A 16,827-nucleotide genomic window follows, 5' to 3' on the forward strand; every position below is an offset into this window, starting at 1 on the left:
GAAAAATCCCCATGTACGCCGTCGACCGCGACCCGCTGCTGCTCACCCCCGGCCCCCTGACCACCTCGCTGCGCACCAAGCAGGCGATGCTGCACGACTGGGGTTCCTGGGACGCCGGCTTCAACACCATCACCGCCGACGTCTGCCGGCAGCTCGTGGCCATCGCCCACGGCGAGGACAGCCACGTCTGCGTGCCGCTGCAGGGTTCCGGCACCTTCTCGGTGGAAGCCGCGCTGGGCACCCTGGTGCCGCGCCACGGCAAGGTGCTGGTGCCGAACAACGGCGCCTACTGCGCGCGCATCCTGAAGATTCTCGGCTACCTCGGGCGCGAGGCCGTCGAACTGCGCTTCGCCGAAGACCAACCGGCCGACCCGGCGGCCATCGAAGCGGCGCTCGCCGCCGACCCGGCGATCACCCACGTCGCCCAGGTCCATTGCGAAACCGGCACCGGCATCCTCAATCCGCTGGCCGAGATCGCCGCCGCCGTCGCCCGCCAGGGACGCGAGCTGATCGTCGACGCGATGAGCTCCTTCGCCGCCCTCGACATCGACCTGCGCACGACGCCGATCACGGCGCTGGTTGCCGCCTCCGGCAAATGCCTGGAAGGCGTGCCCGGCATGGGCTTCGTCATCGTCCGCCAGAGCGCGCTGGAAGCCGCCGCCGGCAACTGCCATTCGCTGGCGATGGACCTGCACGACCAGTGGCAGTACATGCAGAAGACGACGCAATGGCGGTTCACGCCGCCGACCCACGTCGTCGTCGCGCTGCACGCCGCCCTCGCGCAGTACGCCGAGGAAGGCGGCCTGAACGCCCGCCACGCCCGCTACGCCGCCAACTGCGCGGCACTGGTCGACGGCATGGCCGGACTTGGCCTCAAGCCTTTCCTGGCGCCCGAACACCAGGCACCGATCATCGTCACCTTCCACGCGCCGAGTGGCCCGAACTACGACTTCAAGACCTTCTACGCGGCGGTGCGCGACAAGGGTTTCATCCTCTACCCGGGCAAGCTGACCGAAGTCGACACCTTCCGTGTCGGCTGCATCGGCGCGCTGACGACGCAGGACATGGCCAAGGTGATCGATGCCGTCGGCGCGACGCTGCGCGCGATGAATGTTGCGGTCGACGGCTGAAAAAATGACAAATTCACCGGTCGACCGCGACATTTTGATTATCGGCGGCGGCATCTTCGGCGCCGCTGTCGCCTACGAACTCGCCCGCCACGGGCTGGGCGAGCGCGTCCTTGTGCTTGAGCGCCTGCAGCCGGCGGCCGGCGCGACCAGCCGGGCAGCGGCGCTGGTCACCATGGTGCGCGACGACGCCGCTCAGATCGCACTGGCCCGCCAGACCTTCCGCACGATCGCCGAACTCGAGAACGAATTCAGCGAAGACATCGGCCGGCGCACGGTCGGCGCGCTGCACGTCGCCCCGGCCAGCCATCTCGCCACGCTGCAGGCGCGCGCCGAAAAGGCCGCCACGCAGGGTATCGCCTGCACCTGGCTGGACCAGACCGCAGCACTCGCCCGCGCGCCCTGGCTGGCGCCGGAGAGCTTCGATCACGCGGTCTTCTTCCCCGACGAATGCTACGTCGAACCCTATCTGTTCGCCACCGCACTGCTGCGCGCCGCCGTGTCGCTCGGCGTGCGCAGCGAGACGGCCGAAGTCACACGCATCGTCGTCGAAGCCGGCCGCGTCTGGGGCATTGAGCTGGCCGATGGCCGGCGCCGCGCTGCCAGCGTTGTCGTCAACGCCGCCGGCGCCTGGGCCAACAGCCTCAGCGTCGATCTCGGCCTGCCGCTGCCGATGGCGCCGGTGCGCAGCCAGTACTGGATCAGCGAGCCGGCGCCGATCTTTCCGCGCGACGGCGCCATCGTGCTGATGCCGGCGATCCGCGCCTACGCGCGGCCCGAGGTCGGCGCGCTGCTCTTCGGTATCCGCGAACGCCAGCCGGCGGTTGCCGACGCGCGCACGCTGCCGGCCGACCTCGGCGGTTTCGTCTTCGACCCGGACGATGCTGACGGCTGGGCCAACCTGGCCGAGGGCGCCGATGAACTGACACCGTATTTCCCGGCGCTTGAGACGCTGGGCATCGCCCATTACCTGACCGGGCCGAGCAACTACACGCCCGACCGGCAACTGGTCGTCGGCGCCGCGCCGCAGATCGCCGGACTGTTCGTCGCCAGCGGCTGCAATGGCTCGGGAATCAGCTTCGCCGGCGGCGTCGGTCGGCTGATCGGCGAACTGATCCGTGGCGCCACACCCTTCGTCGATCCGCTGCCAAGCGCACCCGGCCGGCACGGCAATTTCGATCCCTATTCCCGCGAATTCCTCGCCGCCTGCGCCGCCGCGCGGGCACAAAAAACTTCCGGCTGAACCGCCGACACCCTACGGAGACACTCCATGCAAGAACAACTTGAAGCCGTCATTTTTGACTGGGCCGGCACGACGGTCGATTTCGGCTCCTTCGCGCCGACCCAGATCTTCGTCGACGCCTTCCGCGCAGCTTTCGCTTTCGAATTGACGCTGGCCGAAGCACGCGGCCCGATGGGCCTGGGCAAATGGCAGCACATCGAGGCGCTCGGCCGCGATCCTGCGGTCAACGCCCGCTGGCAGGCAAAATTCGGCCGGGCGATGAACAACGACGACATCGACCACATCTACCGCACCTTCCTGCCGCTGCAGGTCGAGCGCGTCGGCGCCCACGCGGCGCTGATTCCCGGCACGCGGGAGACGGTCGCCGCGCTGCGCAAACGCGGCCTGAAGATCGGTTCGACCACCGGCTACCCGCGCGTGGTCATGGAAAAACTGATGACGGTCGCCGCCGCCAACGGCTACACGCCAGACTGTACCGTCTGCGCCGACGACCTCGCCGCCGGCGCCCGCCCCGGCCCGTGGATGGCGCTGCAGTGCGTGCTCGACCTGAAGATCGGCAACGTCGCCCGCTGCGTCAAGGTCGACGACACCTTGCCGGGCATCCACGAAGGCCGCAACGCCGGCATGTGGACAGTCGGCCTGATGCTTTCCGGCAGCCCGGCCGGCCTGACCGAGGCCGAATTCACGGCAGCGACAGCGGATGAACTGGCGGCCCTGCGCGCCCGCATCGCCCCCGAATTCACCAGCGCCGGCGCACATTACGTCATCGACAGCGTCGCCGACCTGCTGCCGGTGCTCGACGACATCGAGCGCCGCCTGCACCAGGGCGAGCGCCCGTAAAACTCAAAGGGCGAGGAAGACCTCGCCGGCCTCGACCTTGACATCGAAGCGGTCGCAACCGCCGACGTCCGGCGCCACTGCCTGGCCGTCGGCGAGGCCGATGTTCCAGCCGTGCAGCGGGCAGGTCACGCGTTCGCCGTGCACCAGCCCCTGCGACAGCGGCCCGCCCTTGTGCGGGCATTTGTCGTGCAGCGCGAAGACCTTGTCGTCGCTGGTGCGGAAAATGGCGATGTCGCCGCCCTTCTGCGGCCGGACGATGCGCGAGCCGAGCGGCGGGATGTCTTCCAGCTTGCAGATCAGTTTCCAGTGGTTCATTGGCTTGTCCTCGTTTTCTCTTGTTTTCAGGCGTCGACCGCAATCGGGATGAACTGCTTGATCGGCTGCGCTTCGCGCGAGGTCGACCACGGGTCCTTGGCGTCCTTCAGCGCGGCGACCAGCGCGGCGTACAGCGTGCGCCGGCCATCCTCGTCCTCGACGATGCGGCCCTTGACGTAATCGAGGCCGACGCGTTCCAGCCAGTGGCAGGTGCGCTCCAGGTACCAGCCTTCCTGACGGTAGAGTTCGAGGAAGGCGCCGGAATATTCCATGACTTCCTCGTCCGACTTCACCTTGCACAAAAACTGCGCAACCTCGGTCTTGATCCCACCGTTGCCGCCGACGTAGAGCTCGTAGCCGGAGTCGACGCCGATCACGCCGACGTCCTTGATGCCGGCCTCGGCGCAGTTGCGCGGGCAGCCGGAGACGGCCAGCTTGACCTTGTGCGGCGCGTACATGTCGAACAGCATCTTCTCCAGCTTGACGCCCATGTCCATCGCCAGTTGCGTGCCAAAGCGGCAATGTTCGGCGCCGACGCAGGTCTTCACGGTGCGGATCGACTTGCCGTAGGCGTGGCCGGAAACCATGCCGGCGGCGTTGAGGTCGGCCCAGACGGCGGGCAGATCCTCCTTCTTGATGCCGAGCAGGTCGATGCGCTGGCCGCCGGTGACCTTCACCGTCGGCACGTTGAACTTCTCGGCGACGTCGGCAATCGCGCGCAGTTCGTTGGGCGTCGTCAGGCCGCCCCACATCCGCGGCACCACCGAATAGGTGCCGTCCTTCTGGATGTTGGCGTGCGAGCGCTCGTTGATCAGCCGTGACTGCGGATCATCCTTGGCTTCGTGCGGCCAGGTCGAGATCAGGTAGTAGTTGATCGCCGGCCGGCACTTCTCGCAGCCGTTTGCGGTCGACCAGCCCAATTCGGCAAAAACCGCTTCCTTGCTGGTCAGGTGTTCCGCACGGATCGCCTCGCGCACTTTCTGGTGCGAATGTTCGGTACAGCCGCAGATCGGTTTCTTGTCGGAGGCCGCCGGCGAGTAGGCGCCGCCGATGGTCGAAGCCAGTATCTGCTCGACCAGCCCGGCACACGAACCGCAGGACGACGCGGCCTTGGTGTGCTTCTTGACCTCGTCGAGCGTGAACAGGCCCTGCTCCTTGATCGCCTTGACGATGGTTCCCTTGGTCACGCCGTTGCAGCCGCAGACCTCGGCGCTGTCGGCCATCAAGGCCGCCTTGCTGTTGCCGGCGTGGCCGACGTCGCCGACCAGGCTCTGGCCGAAGATCAGCGAGTCGCGGATGTCGTGGATGTCGCGGGCGTCCTTGAGCAACTGGAAATACCACGGGCCATCGGCCGTGTCGCCGTACATGACGCCGCCGACCAGCTTGTTGTCCTTGATCACCAGCTTTTTATAGACGCCGCCGTGCGGGTCGTTGAGGACGATTTCCTCGGTGTCCTTGCCGCCCATGAATTCGCCGGCCGAGAACAGGTCAATGCCGGTGACTTTCAGCTTGGTCGAGGTCACCGAGCCGGTATAGCGGCCGATGCCGTAACCGGCCAGATGATTGGCGGCGACCTTGGCCTGCTCGAACAGCGGCGCCACCAGCCCATAGGCGATGCCACGATGGCTGACGCATTCGCCGACGGCGTAGATCTTCGGGTCGTAGGTCTGCATCGTGTCGTTGACGACGATGCCACGGTTGCAATAGATGCCCGACTTCTCGGCCAGCGCGTAGTTGGGGCGGATGCCGGCAGCCATGACGACGAGGTCGGCGGGAATCTGCATGCCGTCCTTGAAGCGCACCGCAGCGACGCGCCCGCTTTCACCCTGAACCAGCATCTCGGTGTGCTTCTGCAGCAGGAACTTCAGACCCTTGTCTTCCAGCGACTGCTGCAACATCCGCCCGGCCGTCTCGTCGAGCTGCCGTTCGAGCAGCCACGGGCCGATATGCACGACGGTCACGTCCATGCCGCGCAGCTTCAGGCCGTTGGCGGCCTCCAGCCCGAGCAGGCCGCCGCCGATAACAACCGCGTGCTTGTGCACTTTGGCGGTGGCGATCATCTCGTCGGTGTCCTTGATGTCGCGGTAACCGATGACGCCAGGCAGGTCGTTGCCGGGAATCGGCAGCATGAAGGGCGTCGAGCCGGTGGCGACCAGCAGGCGGTCGTACGGCGCCTCGCTGCCGTCGTCGGCGATCACCTTGCGGCGGACGCGGTCGATGGCGACGACCTGCTTGCCGGTGTGCAGCGTGATGCCGTTGCGGGCATACCACTCAAGCTCGTTGAGGACGATTTCCGGCACCGTCATTTCGCCAGCGAGGACCGGCGACAGCAGGATGCGGTTGTAGTTGGGATGCGGTTCGGCGCCGAAGATCGTGATCTCGTAGTGATCCGGGGCGATCTTCAGCAGTTCTTCGATGGTCCGGACACCGGCCATGCCGTTGCCGATCAGTACCAGGCGGGGTTTGCTCATGATGACGGGGCTCCAACGTTGCGCGCACCTTGCGGTGCAAAGATGTTTCAGCGCATGACGTCGTTGCCATCGGACCGCCCCCGTTGGCGGTTGATTCGCTGCTTTCGGCTACTTCAGTGCAATCCGCGTGCCAGCGGATCAGGGTATTGATTTTTAACGAATTTCACCCGTCGACCGCAACAGCGACGCACCAATTGCGTGCCTGCACTACCAGCGCAGTGCATTGCTGCGTCAGTTGCCGCCCATCAGCAGGCCGGTCGCCTCGACGGCGACAATGGCCTTGGCCTGGTTCAGATCATCGACGTAACCGCTGGCCACCAGCAGGCAAGCCAGCTGGTTGGCGATCGGCTTGGGCAGGGGCAACTGCTTTTCCAGCACGCGCCGCGTCCACCGTGCGGTACTCACCGCATCGAAGGCTTCGGGCAGGTTGGGCAAGCCGCGCAGGCTGTCGTGTTCGGCTTCGAACAGCACGTCGACGGCACCGTTGCGCACGTATTCGAGACGCGGCCGGCGCTTCGGATTGGCTACCGGCTCGCCTTCGGTACCACGCAACAGCAGGCCACGATGGCCGCGCTCGACAAGGATGTCGCGCATCAGCGTGATGAAGTCGGGATGGGTCGCCGGCGCCACCAGCACAGCCTCGCCGCGGAAAGGATTGAGCAGCTTGACCAGACTGTGGGCGCTGTTGCGCACGCCCATCCGGGCACGCAGCGACAACAGGTTGTGCAGCCCCGGGCAGAGCGCGTTGAGCGGCAGGAAGGCCAGCCCCTTTTCGGCCAGCGTCTGCTGCGCCTGCTGCGCCGAACCGACCGGCATGTGACCGAGTTCGCGCAGGATCTGCGCACTGGTCACCCGGCCATAACCTTCGAGCAGACCGTGCACCAGCACCGGCACGCCGAAGCGCTGCAGCAGCAGGGCCAGCAGCGGCGTCAGGTTGGCTTCCTTGCGGGCGCCGTTGTAGCTGGGCAGCACCACCGGGCGCACCCGGCCGTGCGGCATGTCGAGCAGATTCATGCGGCCGTCGATGGCAGCCATGAAACCCAGCATTTCGTCGACGCATTCGCCCTTGACGCGCAAGGCGATGAGGATCGCCCCGAGTTCCAGATCGGGCACGCCGCCATCGAGCATCGCCGCATACAGTTGCCGCGCTTCCTCCGGCGAGAGGTTGCGCGAGCCCTGGGCACCGCGACCGATTTCCTTGATGTATTGAGCGTAACTCACAGTCTCCTCCATTCGGGCCTCAGGCTGCCTCTGGGTGTTGTTGGGCCTGCCGGGTCAGCAGGCGCTTGATGTCCGGGATACAACCGCCGCAGAAAGTGCCGCATTTCAGGCTTTCCTGCAAGCCGGCAAGGTCGGCGCCGCCCGCGATGGCGCTAACGATCTGGTCGTCGCTGACATCGGCGCACTTGCAGACAATCTGCCGGGTACTGACGCTGACCGGTGCCGCGGCGCTCGGCGCCAGGGCGAAACGCAACAGGCTGGCGTCCAGCCCGCCTTCGGCCATGGCCTGCTTGAGCCAGGCCTGAGCGACAGTTTCGCCAGCCAGGCGAACGCCGAACAGCTGGCCGTCGATGGCGATGGCTTTCTTGGCGATATGGCGTTTTGCGTCGGTATAGACAATGGCGCCGGTCTCGCCATCGAGGCCGAAACAGCGATCGATCGCCGCCAGTGCGCGGGCCGTCGCCGGCTCGGCGGTAGCCGCGCGGAAAACGACCAGCGGACTGGCCCGGCCGTAAAGTCCAACGCTGGCGTAGGCAAAATCGGGCAGCAGGCTACGCGCCGCATCGAGCACGCGCAGCGCTTCGGCAACGTCGCTGCAGCGGCGGATCACGGCCAGCGGATAGTTCAGTTCGCTCTTCGCCACCTCGACCGCCGCGTGCTTCAGTTCCGGCTGCTGCGAGTACGGATCGACCGCATCGCCGACCAGCGCATTGACGCCGGCGCTGTTCATGAAGCGGCTGCCCCAGTGCATGGGCATCCACACCCGACCACGGGCCAGCCCGGGGCGCGAAGCCACGCGCACGACGATCTCGCCGCGGCCGTTGAACAGGCGGACCAGGTCGCCGTCGTCAAGCTGGCGATGGCGCATGTCGCAGGGATGCATGGCCAGCAGCGGCTCGTCGTCGAGATTGAACAGGCGCGGCACGATGCCGGTCCGGCTCATGCCGTGCCATTGGTCACGCAGGCGCCCCGACAGCAGGCTGAGCGGATGTTCCTTGCCCGGCACCTCGACCGTTGCCTGATGCGCCACGGCAATGAAGCGCGCCCGACCATCGGCGGTCGGGAAGCGGCCATCAGCGTACAGGCGTTGCTGCCCCTGGCTGGCACCTTCCGGGAAAGGCCATTGCTGCGGCCCTTGCTGTTCGAGCACGGAGTAGGACAGGCCGCTGATGTCGAGATCGCGACCGCGCGTCGTGACACAGTGCTCGGCAAAAATGGATTCGACGGTTTCGTACGGAAACAGCCGGTCGACCGCAGGATTCTGCAGTTTCCGCCCCAACCGGCGGGCGAAATCGACGACGATCTGCCAGTCGTGACGGGCTTCGCCCAGCGGCGCAACGGCCGGCTGCACGCGCGTGATGCGCCGTTCGGAATTGGTCACCGTGCCGTGCTTTTCGCCCCAGCCGGTGGCCGGCAGCAAGAGGTCGGCGTAAGCGGCGGTGTCGGTGTCGGCGAAGGTTTCCTGGAGCACGACGAATTCGGCCCGCGCCAGCCCGGCGCGGACGCTGGCCTGGTTTGGCAGCGACTGCGCCGGATTGGTGCAGGCGATCCACACCGCCTTGATTTCGCCACTTTCCAGTGCCTTGAACAGGTCGACCGCAGCTTTTCCCGGTTTTGCCGGCACGTCGGGGATGCCCCACAACGCGGCGACTTCGGCCCGGTGCTCGGGATTGGCGAGATCGCGGTGGGCCGACAGCAGGTTGGCCAGACCGCCCACTTCCCGACCACCCATGGCGTTCGGCTGGCCAGTCAACGAAAACGGCCCGGCGCCAGGCTTGCCGATCTGGCCGGTGGCCAGATGCAGATGGATCAACGCGGCATTGTTGTGCGTGCCGTGCGCCGACTGATTCAGGCCCTGGCAATACAGCGACAACGCCGGCCCCTGCGTGGCAAACCAGCGGGCGGCGCGAACGATGCTGGAAGCGGGGATGCCACACAATCCGGCGACCCGCTGCGGCGTGTATTCCGCCAGGTTGCCAGCCAACTCATCGAAGCCGTTGGTATGGCGAGCGATGTAATCGCCATCCACCAGCCCTTCGGCCAGCATCACGTGGAGCATGCCGTTGAACAGCGCGATATCGCTACCGGGCAGGATGGGCAGGTGCAGATCGGCGATCTCGGCGGTTTCGCTACGGCGCGGGTCGACGACGATGATCTTCAACGCCGGGTTGGCGGCGCGCGCATCCTCGATGTAGCGGAAGACGATAGGGTGGGCCAGCGCCGGATTGGCGCCGGCGATCAGGATCACCCCGGCCTGGCCGATATCCTCGTAGCAGCAAGGCGGCGCATCGGCCCCCAGGGTCTGCTTGTAGCCGGCGACGGCCGACGACATGCACAGCCGCGAATTGGTATCGACGTTATTGGTGCCGATCAGCCCCTTGGCCAGCTTGTTGAAGACATAGTAGTCCTCGGTCATCAACTGGCCAGAGATGTAGAAAGCCACGGAATCCGGCCCATGCTCGCGGATGATGCCGGCAAAACGGTCGACCGCAGTATCAAGGGCCTGTGCCCACGACACCTGTTCGGGCTGACGATCGCGTGCCGGACGCAAGGCCGGGTGGCGCTGGCGCCCCTCGCCCTGCGCCGTGAGATGCAGGGATGCGCCCTTGGTGCACAAACGTCCGTAGTTGGCCGGGTGTTCCGGATCGCCGCGCACGCCCTGGACCGTAATGCCGTCCGTACGGATCAATACGCCGCAGCCGACGCCGCAATAACAACAGGTGGATTTGACTTCCTGATTCATGATTTTCCTTCCGGATGCCTGTTGAGCAACAGACATGCCACCCATGAAAATCAATGACTTGAATGAAAAAAGGGGATATTCCCGAATGGAATTTCCCCTTTTTGGTGCGTGGACCGCAGTTGATGTCCCTATTTGACGCGTTGCAGGTTTGGCCGCCCAGTCGTTGGGCGTGGCGGCTCCGGCGGCTCGTCATTACCATCTTGACCGGGCTGTTCAATTTCTTCGCCGGCATCTGTCGCTAGCGCAGTTTCACCGATATCGAAAGCCATCCCGGCGCCATTTTCGCGCGCATAGATTGCCGACACCTGGCCGATAGGCACTGAAAGCTCACGCGCCACACCGCCAAAACGTGCCTGGAATTCGATCAGCTCGTTGCCCATCTGCAATTTGTTGGTTGCATCCGGCCCCAGGTTGAGCACGATCTGGCCATCCCGGACGAATTCGCGCGGCACCTGCGTGCGCGAGTCGACCTGGACTGCGATATACGGGGTGAACCCGTTATCGCAGCACCATTCCCAGATGGCCCGAACAAGATAAGGCTTGGTGGACGGGAGTTCCATGCTTACTTGCGCATGGCCTTTTCAGACGGCGTCAGCGCGTCGATGAAGCCCTGGCGGCTGAAGATCCGTTCGGCGTACTTCATCAGCGGTGCCGCAGCCTTGCCGAGGTCGATGCCGTAGTGGTCGAGACGCCACAGCAACGGCGCGATGGCGACGTCGAGCATGGAAAATTCATCACCGAGCATGAATTTCTGCTTGTTGAAGATCGGCACGATCTCGGTCAGACGGGCCTTGATCTCCTGGCGCGCCTTGTCGGCGGCCTTGCTGTTCTTCTCGATGATCTCCATGTGCGAGAAGATCTCGCGTTCCATGCCGATCAGCAACTGGCGGGCACGGGCACGCATGATCGGATCAGCCGGCATCAGTTGCGGATGCGGGAAGCGTTCGTCAATGTACTCGTTGATGATGTTCGGCTCGAACAGGACAAGATCGCGCTCGGCCAGCACCGGCACGCGGCCATGCGGATTGATCGCAGCCATTTCTTCGGCCTTGGAGAAAAGATCAACGTCGATGACCTGAAAATCCATGCCCTTTTCGAACAGGACAATACGGCAACGGTGACTGAAAGGGCAGGTGGTGCCCGAGTAGAGGTTCATCATGTTTAGTAGCCCTCAAAATGAGATTCGGCACCGGGGGCTGGCCGAAGCCAAACCCACGATGCCGTCAACAGACCCGGCGAGGATCAGTGAATGTCTTTCCAGTATTCCTTCTTCAGAGCGTAAGCCACAACGAAGAGCAATGCCAGGAATGCCAGAACAAAAATGCCCAGCGTCTGACGGAACTCCTGCTTCGGCTCGCCCATCCAGACCATGAAGCCAACAAGGTCGGAAACTGCCTTGTCGAACTCAGCCGGACTCATCTTGCCGGGAACAGCAAGTTCCAGCTTGTGCGTTTCCGGATTCATGACCTGGGTTCCTTGCAGTTCCCACAGGACGTGCGGCATGCCGACGGCTTCGAACGCAACGTTGTTCCAGCCGGTCGGACGCTTCGTGTCTTGATAGAAGGTACGCAGATAGGTGTACAACCAGTCAGCACCAGCACCCGGGTTGCCAAGTTCGCCACGGGCACGGGCAATGATGGTCAGATCCGGCGGAACGGCACCGAACCATTTTTTCTGCTCGTCGTAACGAGCCGCCACCATCATCAGATCACCGATCTTGTCAGAGGTGAACATCAGGTTTTCCTTGACCTGTTGCTCGGTCAGACCAAGATCGGTCAGGTTCTGGTAGCGCATGTACGATGCGCCGTGGCAGTTCATGCAGTAATTGACGAACAGCTTGGCACCATTCTGCAGCGAAGCCTTGTCACTGACCGAGCCCGGCCACTTGTCCAGGTGGATGCTGGCACCCGCGGCGAACGCGAGAACCGGTGCGAAGAGCAATGCGATGAGAAATTTTTTCATTTTGTGCATCCTCACTTGACGGTTACACGTTCCGGGACCGGCTTGAACTTGTCCATTCGGGACCACCATGGCATGGCCAGGAAGAAGCCGAAATAGAACACCGTACAGATCTGGGAAATCAGCTCACCCATCGGCGACGGAGACTGGGTGCCCAGATAACCGAGGATGAAGAAGCAGACCACGAACAGCGCAATCATCACTTTGGTGATCGGACCGCGATAGCGGATCGACTTCACCGGGCTGCGGTCAAGCCAGGGCAGCGCGGCAAAGATCACCACGGAAGCGCCCATGGCCACAACGCCCCAGAACTTCGCATCAAGACCGAAGAAATTCCAGACGATGGCACGCAGGATCGAGTAGTACGGCGTGAAGTACCAGACCGGCGCGATGTGCGGCGGGGTTTTCAGCGGATCGGCCGGGTAGAAGTTGGGCGTTTCCAGGAAGAAACCGCCACCTTCCGGCGCAAAGAACATGACCGCGGAGAAAACCATCAGGAAGACCACGACACCGACGATATCCTTGACCGTGTAGTAGGGATGGAACGGGATGCCGTCGAGCGGAATGCCGTTTGCGTCCTTCTTTTCCTTGATTTCAACACCGTCCGGATTGTTCGAACCGGTTTCGTGCAGCGCCAGGATATGGGCAGCAACCAGACCGATCAGGACGAGCGGGAAAGCAATCACGTGGAAGGAGAAGAAGCGGTTCAGCGTCGCATCACCGACGACGAAATCGCCGCGGATCAGGATCGACAGATCGTTGCCCACCAGCGGAATCGCGCCGAAGAGGTTGACGATGACCTGCGCGCCCCAATAGGACATCTGGCCCCACGGCAGCAGATAACCGAAGAAGGCTTCACCCATCAGCACCAGGAAGATGCCGACGCCGAACAGCCAGGTCAGTTCCCGCGGCTTGCGGTAGGAACCGTAGATCAACCCGCGGAACATGTGCAGATAGACCACGATGAAGAAAGCCGAAGCACCGGTGGAGTGCATGTAGCGGATCAACCAGCCACCGGGGACATCGCGCATGATGTACTCGACCGAGGCAAAGGCCACCGGAACGCCGGCGGCATTCAGGGCGGCATCGGGCTTGTAGTGCATGACCAGGAAGATGCCTGTGACGATCTGGATGACCAGAACCAGCAGGGCCAGCGAGCCGAAGAAATACCAGAAGTTGAAATTCTTCGGTGCGTAGTACTCGGAAAGGTGTCCCTTCCACATCGAGGTCGCGGGGAAACGGGCGTCCACCCATTCCAGGACGTTGCCGCCGAGCGAACCGTCAGACTTGTACTTTTCGAAATTTCCACCAGCCATTTTATGCCCCCTTCTTGTCTTCGCCGATCAGGATCCGGGTATCGGTCAGATACACGTGCGGCGGAACTTCGAGATTGGTCGGTGCAGGCTTCGCCTTGAAAACACGACCGGCGAAGTCGAAAGTGGAACCATGGCAAGGGCAAAGGAAGCCCCCGAGCCAGTCAGCGGACATTCCCTCTTCGGCACCATGCTTGAATTTCGAGGAAGGAGAGCAACCGAGGTGGGTACAGATGCCGACAACAACCAGCAGTTCCGGCTTGATCGAACGCGTTTCATTTTGCGCGTAAGCAGGCTGTTGATTCTTTTCCGACTTCGGATCTGCCATTTGATCGGCCAGCTTGGGCAGCGTATCGAGCATTTCCTGGGTCCGGTTGATAATCCAGACAGGCTTGCCGCGCCACTCGACGGTGATCATCTGACCAGACTCCAGTTTGCCGATATCGACTTCGACCGGAGCGCCTGCTGCCTTGGCACGTTCGGACGGAAGCAAACTGGATACGAACGGCACAAGCGCAGCAACGGCGCCTACACCGCCCACGGCCGCAGTCGCGACGACAAGACGCCGCCGACCGCAGTCCACTTTCCCTTGATTGCTCATAACGCTGACCCCTAAAGGAATTGGATGGGTTTAGAATGGGTTTAGAAACAAACGCTAAATTATACGCCAACGGAACCCCTGTTAAAAGACGCTGTCGCGTCTTATCAGGCTCCGAGGCTCTTGCGTTCGCGCAATGCCTGGGCCAGCGTACCGCTATCCACGTACTCAAGCTCACCACCAACCGGAATGCCTCTGGCAATCCGGGTGACCCCGATACCCCGTGGTTTGAGCATTGCCGTGATGTAGTGCGCGGTCGCTTCACCCTCGTTGGTGTAATTGGTCGCCAGAATCACTTCGCGCACGACGCCATCAGTGGCCCGCGTCAGAAGACGCTCCAGATCAAGCTGCCGCGGCCCGATACCGTCCAGCGGAGAGATTTTCCCCATCAGAACATAATAGAGGCCCTGATAGGCAAGCGTCTGCTCCATCATGTTCATATCCACCGGGGTTTCGACGACGCACAGCAACTCCGGATCACGCCGTGGCGAAGCACAGCGTTCGCAAATATCGAGTTCGGTAAAAGTGTTGCAGCGCTGACAATGACGCACTGCCGACAACGCATGCTGGATAGACTCACCGAGACGGGCAGCACCCGCCCGGTCGTGCTGCATCAGATGATAAGCAAGGCGCTGCGCAGACTTGGGACCGATACCGGGCAGGCAGCGCAACGCCTCGATCAGCGCATCGAGGCCACTTGAATTCACGTCAGAACGGCAACTTGAAGCCCGGGGGCAAATTGAGTCCGGAGGTAAAACCAGCCATTTTCTCCTGACTCAAGGCTTCGCCACGCCGCACCGCATCGTTGATTGCGGCGGCCACGAGATCCTCAAGCATTTCCTTGTCGTCCATCACCGATGCATCAATCGAGACACGGCGAACATCGTGCGAACAGGTCATCAGGACCTTCACCATCCCGGCCCCGGCCTGCCCTTCGACTTCCGTCTGGGCCAACTGCTCCTGAGCCTTCTTCATATTTTCCTGCATCATCTGGGCCTGTTTCATCAGACCACCCAAGCCACCCTTCATCATGGTGCTACTCCGTCAATCAATTGGTTTAATGGAAGATTCCACAATAGAGGCATCAAGTGCATCGATCGCCTCCTGAACAAAAAGATCCTGCTCAATGGCATTCTCAGCCAGCGCCTGACGCTCCTGGCGCTGGCGCCCGGCTATCGCCGCCGGGGTTTCAGCCGACGGGCTGCCAACCTCAATCTTGAGCAGCACCTGACGACCAAAATATTCGTTGAGTGCCTGTTGCAATTTTTCCGGCGATGGCTTCATCTGCAAATGGGCCACACTGGGCGGGAGGCACAATAGACAATGCCCCTCGCCAATCTCCTTCAATTCACAGTTGATTGCCAGTTCCCTTGCCAAACCGGACAGCGGCAGCGCGGCAACAATTTCATGCCAGTCACCAGCTACCTTTCCTGCCACAGGGACACTTCTCGGAGCCGAAGGCAGCTCAGTGACTGGTGGCTTGACTTGAGCAGCCACAGGTACAACCTGGCGTACAGGCTCAGCCCCTCCCCTGGGGGATGGCCGGGCCGAATCCACCACTTCGGCCACGCTGCGCGGGCGGAAAGTATGCAGACGCAGGAGAGTCATCACGAATCCTGCATGCTCGTCCGGGGCCATCGCCAGTTCGGAACGCCCGACATTGACAATCTGGTAGGCGAGCTGCACATACTCCGGCGAAAGCGCTGTCGCCAACGCAACCACCCTGGCCCTGTCAGGATCCTCGTCATCAATCGCCGTCGGCACGCACTGGGCAACCTGAATGCGCGTCAGCAGCGCCCCGAGTTCCTGCAAGGCACCGGCAAAGGAAAGGCTGCGGACAGCAAGCGCCGAGGCCACCTGGAGCAACGCTGAAGCGTTGCCTTCCTGCAAGGCCTCGAGAATAGAAAACAAGTGATCCTGATCGACGCTGCCAAGCATCGTCCGGACTTGCGCCTCGTCGACCTTGCCTGCGCCGTGCGCAATAGCCTGATCAAGCAAGGATAACGAATCGCGCATGCTGCCTGCGGCTGAACGGGCAATCAACGCGAGCGCAGTGGCTTCGAAAGGAATGTCCTCGGCCTGAAGTATGTGGGCCAGATGCGTGGATATGGACAGAACCGGCATCTGCTTCAGATTGAATTGCAGACAGCGCGACAAAACCGTAACCGGAATCTTTTGCGGATCGGTAGTGGCAAGAATGAATTTGACGTGCTCGGGCGGCTCTTCAAGCGTCTTCAACATGGCATTGAATGCCGAGGTTGAAAGCATGTGCACTTCGTCAATCACATAGACCTTGAAACGGCCCCTGGTTGGAGCATAAACCGCGTTTTCCAGCAGTTGTCGCATCTCGTCGACGCGCGTGTTGGTCGCAGCGTCAACCTCGAGCAAATCAACGAATCTCCCGGCATCGATTTCGAGACAAGCCGAGCACTTTCCGCAAGGTGTAGCCGTGATGCCCGTCTCGCAATTCAGGGACTTGGCAAGAATTCGGGCTATTGTCGTCTTGCCGACACCACGCGTGCCGGTAAAAAGATAGGCATGATGCAGGCGCTGTTCCGACAGCGCATGAGTCAGCGCACGGACAACGTGTTCCTGGCCGACTAGTGTCGAAAAATTGCGCGGTCGCCACTTGCGCGCGAGAACCTGATAACTCATGCGCCCCACACCAAAGCAAAAAATGAAAGTGGCGAGCCTAACCCCCGGCACTTGCAGTAAATAGCTGTGGCTGCTTCCTTCCGGACCTGACCAGGTTCACCATCCTGCAATGCGGGGAGACCCGCCACTGAGGATTCTAACACAGAGATAGCGCCTGCTCTCTGGCCGAACAAAGGAATTCAGCAGACAAGCTGTGGCATCAATGGTTTTCCGTAGAGTAGACGCAAAAACCCCCTGCTGGTATGAGCAGGGGGTTTTGTAATGGGAGCCTGGCGGTGACCTACTTTCGCGAGCGGAAGCTCACTATCATTGGCGCTCATCTGTTTCACGGTCCTGTTCGGG

At 62.6% G+C, this 16,827-nt stretch carries 15 protein-coding genes and 1 other RNA gene; 3 read left to right on the top strand and 13 right to left on the bottom strand.

The genetic code is table 11. The features are described from left to right. The first annotated feature begins 11 nt into the window (after nt 1-11). From BJN45_RS16200 to phnX, 3 genes are read left to right on the top strand one after another with little or no spacing between them, the layout of a single operon-like run. A complete protein-coding gene (locus BJN45_RS16200) occupies nt 12-1,130 on the top strand; it encodes a 2-aminoethylphosphonate--pyruvate transaminase (protein WP_076097112.1) in 1,119 nt (372 codons plus the stop codon). Between the two features lie 4 nt (nt 1,131-1,134). Further along, complete coding sequence (locus tag BJN45_RS16205; protein ID WP_076097175.1) at nt 1,135-2,370, top strand: NAD(P)/FAD-dependent oxidoreductase; 1,236 nt, start codon at nt 1,135-1,137, stop codon at nt 2,368-2,370. 27 nt (nt 2,371-2,397) lie between these two features. After that, entirely contained in the window at nt 2,398-3,210 is an 813-nt protein-coding gene (phnX, locus tag BJN45_RS16210; RefSeq protein ID WP_076097114.1) for a phosphonoacetaldehyde hydrolase, read from the top strand. A gap of 3 nt (nt 3,211-3,213) precedes the next feature. Here phnX and nirD read toward each other — a convergent pair whose 3' ends face one another. The 13 genes from nirD to ffs form a co-directional block, all read right to left on the bottom strand. Next, on the bottom strand, nt 3,214-3,525 hold the full coding sequence (nirD, locus tag BJN45_RS16215) for a nitrite reductase small subunit NirD (RefSeq protein WP_076097115.1): 312 nt from the start codon (nt 3,523-3,525) through the stop codon (nt 3,214-3,216). A 26-nt stretch (nt 3,526-3,551) separates the two neighbouring features. Further along, on the bottom strand, nt 3,552-5,996 hold the full coding sequence (gene nirB / locus BJN45_RS16220; protein WP_076097117.1) for a nitrite reductase large subunit NirB: 2,445 nt from the start codon (nt 5,994-5,996) through the stop codon (nt 3,552-3,554). 231 nt (nt 5,997-6,227) lie between these two features. Next, on the bottom strand, nt 6,228-7,217 hold the full coding sequence (gene ybiB, locus BJN45_RS16225; protein ID WP_076097177.1) for a DNA-binding protein YbiB: 990 nt from the start codon (nt 7,215-7,217) through the stop codon (nt 6,228-6,230). A gap of 19 nt (nt 7,218-7,236) precedes the next feature. Further along, nucleotides 7,237-9,960: a nitrate reductase gene (locus BJN45_RS16230; protein WP_076097118.1), complete on the bottom strand. Its 2,724-nt coding sequence runs from the start codon at nt 9,958-9,960 to the stop codon at nt 7,237-7,239. Nucleotides 9,961-10,088: 128 nt separating this feature from the next. Beyond that, nucleotides 10,089-10,520, bottom strand: a complete 432-nt coding sequence (locus BJN45_RS16235; protein ID WP_076097120.1) for a ClpXP protease specificity-enhancing factor — start codon at nt 10,518-10,520, stop codon at nt 10,089-10,091. Nucleotides 10,521-10,522: 2 nt separating this feature from the next. Further along, on the bottom strand, nt 10,523-11,119 hold the full coding sequence (locus BJN45_RS16240) for a glutathione S-transferase N-terminal domain-containing protein (protein WP_076097121.1): 597 nt from the start codon (nt 11,117-11,119) through the stop codon (nt 10,523-10,525). Nucleotides 11,120-11,202: 83 nt separating this feature from the next. Further along, on the bottom strand, nt 11,203-11,922 hold the full coding sequence (locus BJN45_RS16245) for a cytochrome c1 (RefSeq protein WP_083651379.1): 720 nt from the start codon (nt 11,920-11,922) through the stop codon (nt 11,203-11,205). Between the two features lie 11 nt (nt 11,923-11,933). Then, the gene (locus BJN45_RS16250) at nt 11,934-13,235 is read right to left on the bottom strand and encodes a cytochrome b (RefSeq protein WP_076097125.1); all 1,302 of its coding nucleotides are present in this window, start codon (nt 13,233-13,235) and stop codon (nt 11,934-11,936) included. A gap of 1 nt (nt 13,236) precedes the next feature. Next, nucleotides 13,237-13,833, bottom strand: a complete 597-nt coding sequence (petA, locus tag BJN45_RS16255) for a ubiquinol-cytochrome c reductase iron-sulfur subunit (protein WP_076097126.1) — start codon at nt 13,831-13,833, stop codon at nt 13,237-13,239. A gap of 104 nt (nt 13,834-13,937) precedes the next feature. Next, entirely contained in the window at nt 13,938-14,537 is a 600-nt protein-coding gene (gene recR / locus BJN45_RS16260) for a recombination mediator RecR (protein WP_076097128.1), read from the bottom strand. Nucleotide 14,538: 1 nt separating this feature from the next. Then, a complete protein-coding gene (locus BJN45_RS16265; protein ID WP_076097129.1) occupies nt 14,539-14,862 on the bottom strand; it encodes a YbaB/EbfC family nucleoid-associated protein in 324 nt (107 codons plus the stop codon). 12 nt (nt 14,863-14,874) lie between these two features. Beyond that, a complete protein-coding gene (dnaX, locus tag BJN45_RS16270; RefSeq protein WP_076097131.1) occupies nt 14,875-16,485 on the bottom strand; it encodes a DNA polymerase III subunit gamma/tau in 1,611 nt (536 codons plus the stop codon). A 27-nt stretch (nt 16,486-16,512) separates the two neighbouring features. Beyond that, nucleotides 16,513-16,611: signal recognition particle sRNA small type (gene ffs / locus BJN45_RS16275), an RNA gene on the bottom strand. Between the last annotated feature and the right edge of the window lie 216 nt (nt 16,612-16,827).

This window comes from Azonexus hydrophilus, assembly GCF_001956855.1.
Classification (GTDB): domain Bacteria; phylum Pseudomonadota; class Gammaproteobacteria; order Burkholderiales; family Rhodocyclaceae; genus Azonexus; species Azonexus hydrophilus_A.

Bases quoted from the DNA above. Each gene is read 5' to 3' on its own strand.
- BJN45_RS16200 (WP_076097112.1), top strand. From the start codon at position 12: ATGTACGCCGTCGACCGCGACCCGCTGCTGCTCACCCCCGGCCCCCTG.
- BJN45_RS16205 (WP_076097175.1), top strand. From the start codon at position 1,135: ATGACAAATTCACCGGTCGACCGCGACATTTTGATTATCGGCGGCGGC.
- phnX (WP_076097114.1), top strand. From the start codon at position 2,398: ATGCAAGAACAACTTGAAGCCGTCATTTTTGACTGGGCCGGCACGACG.
- nirD (WP_076097115.1), bottom strand. From the start codon at position 3,525: ATGAACCACTGGAAACTGATCTGCAAGCTGGAAGACATCCCGCCGCTC.
- nirB (WP_076097117.1), bottom strand. From the start codon at position 5,996: ATGAGCAAACCCCGCCTGGTACTGATCGGCAACGGCATGGCCGGTGTC.
- BJN45_RS16230 (WP_076097118.1), bottom strand. From the start codon at position 9,960: ATGAATCAGGAAGTCAAATCCACCTGTTGTTATTGCGGCGTCGGCTGC.
- BJN45_RS16235 (WP_076097120.1), bottom strand. From the start codon at position 10,520: ATGGAACTCCCGTCCACCAAGCCTTATCTTGTTCGGGCCATCTGGGAA.
- BJN45_RS16240 (WP_076097121.1), bottom strand. From the start codon at position 11,119: ATGATGAACCTCTACTCGGGCACCACCTGCCCTTTCAGTCACCGTTGC.
- BJN45_RS16245 (WP_083651379.1), bottom strand. From the start codon at position 11,922: ATGAAAAAATTTCTCATCGCATTGCTCTTCGCACCGGTTCTCGCGTTC.
- BJN45_RS16250 (WP_076097125.1), bottom strand. From the start codon at position 13,235: ATGGCTGGTGGAAATTTCGAAAAGTACAAGTCTGACGGTTCGCTCGGC.
- petA (WP_076097126.1), bottom strand. From the start codon at position 13,833: ATGAGCAATCAAGGGAAAGTGGACTGCGGTCGGCGGCGTCTTGTCGTC.
- BJN45_RS16265 (WP_076097129.1), bottom strand. From the start codon at position 14,862: ATGATGAAGGGTGGCTTGGGTGGTCTGATGAAACAGGCCCAGATGATG.
- dnaX (WP_076097131.1), bottom strand. From the start codon at position 16,485: ATGAGTTATCAGGTTCTCGCGCGCAAGTGGCGACCGCGCAATTTTTCG.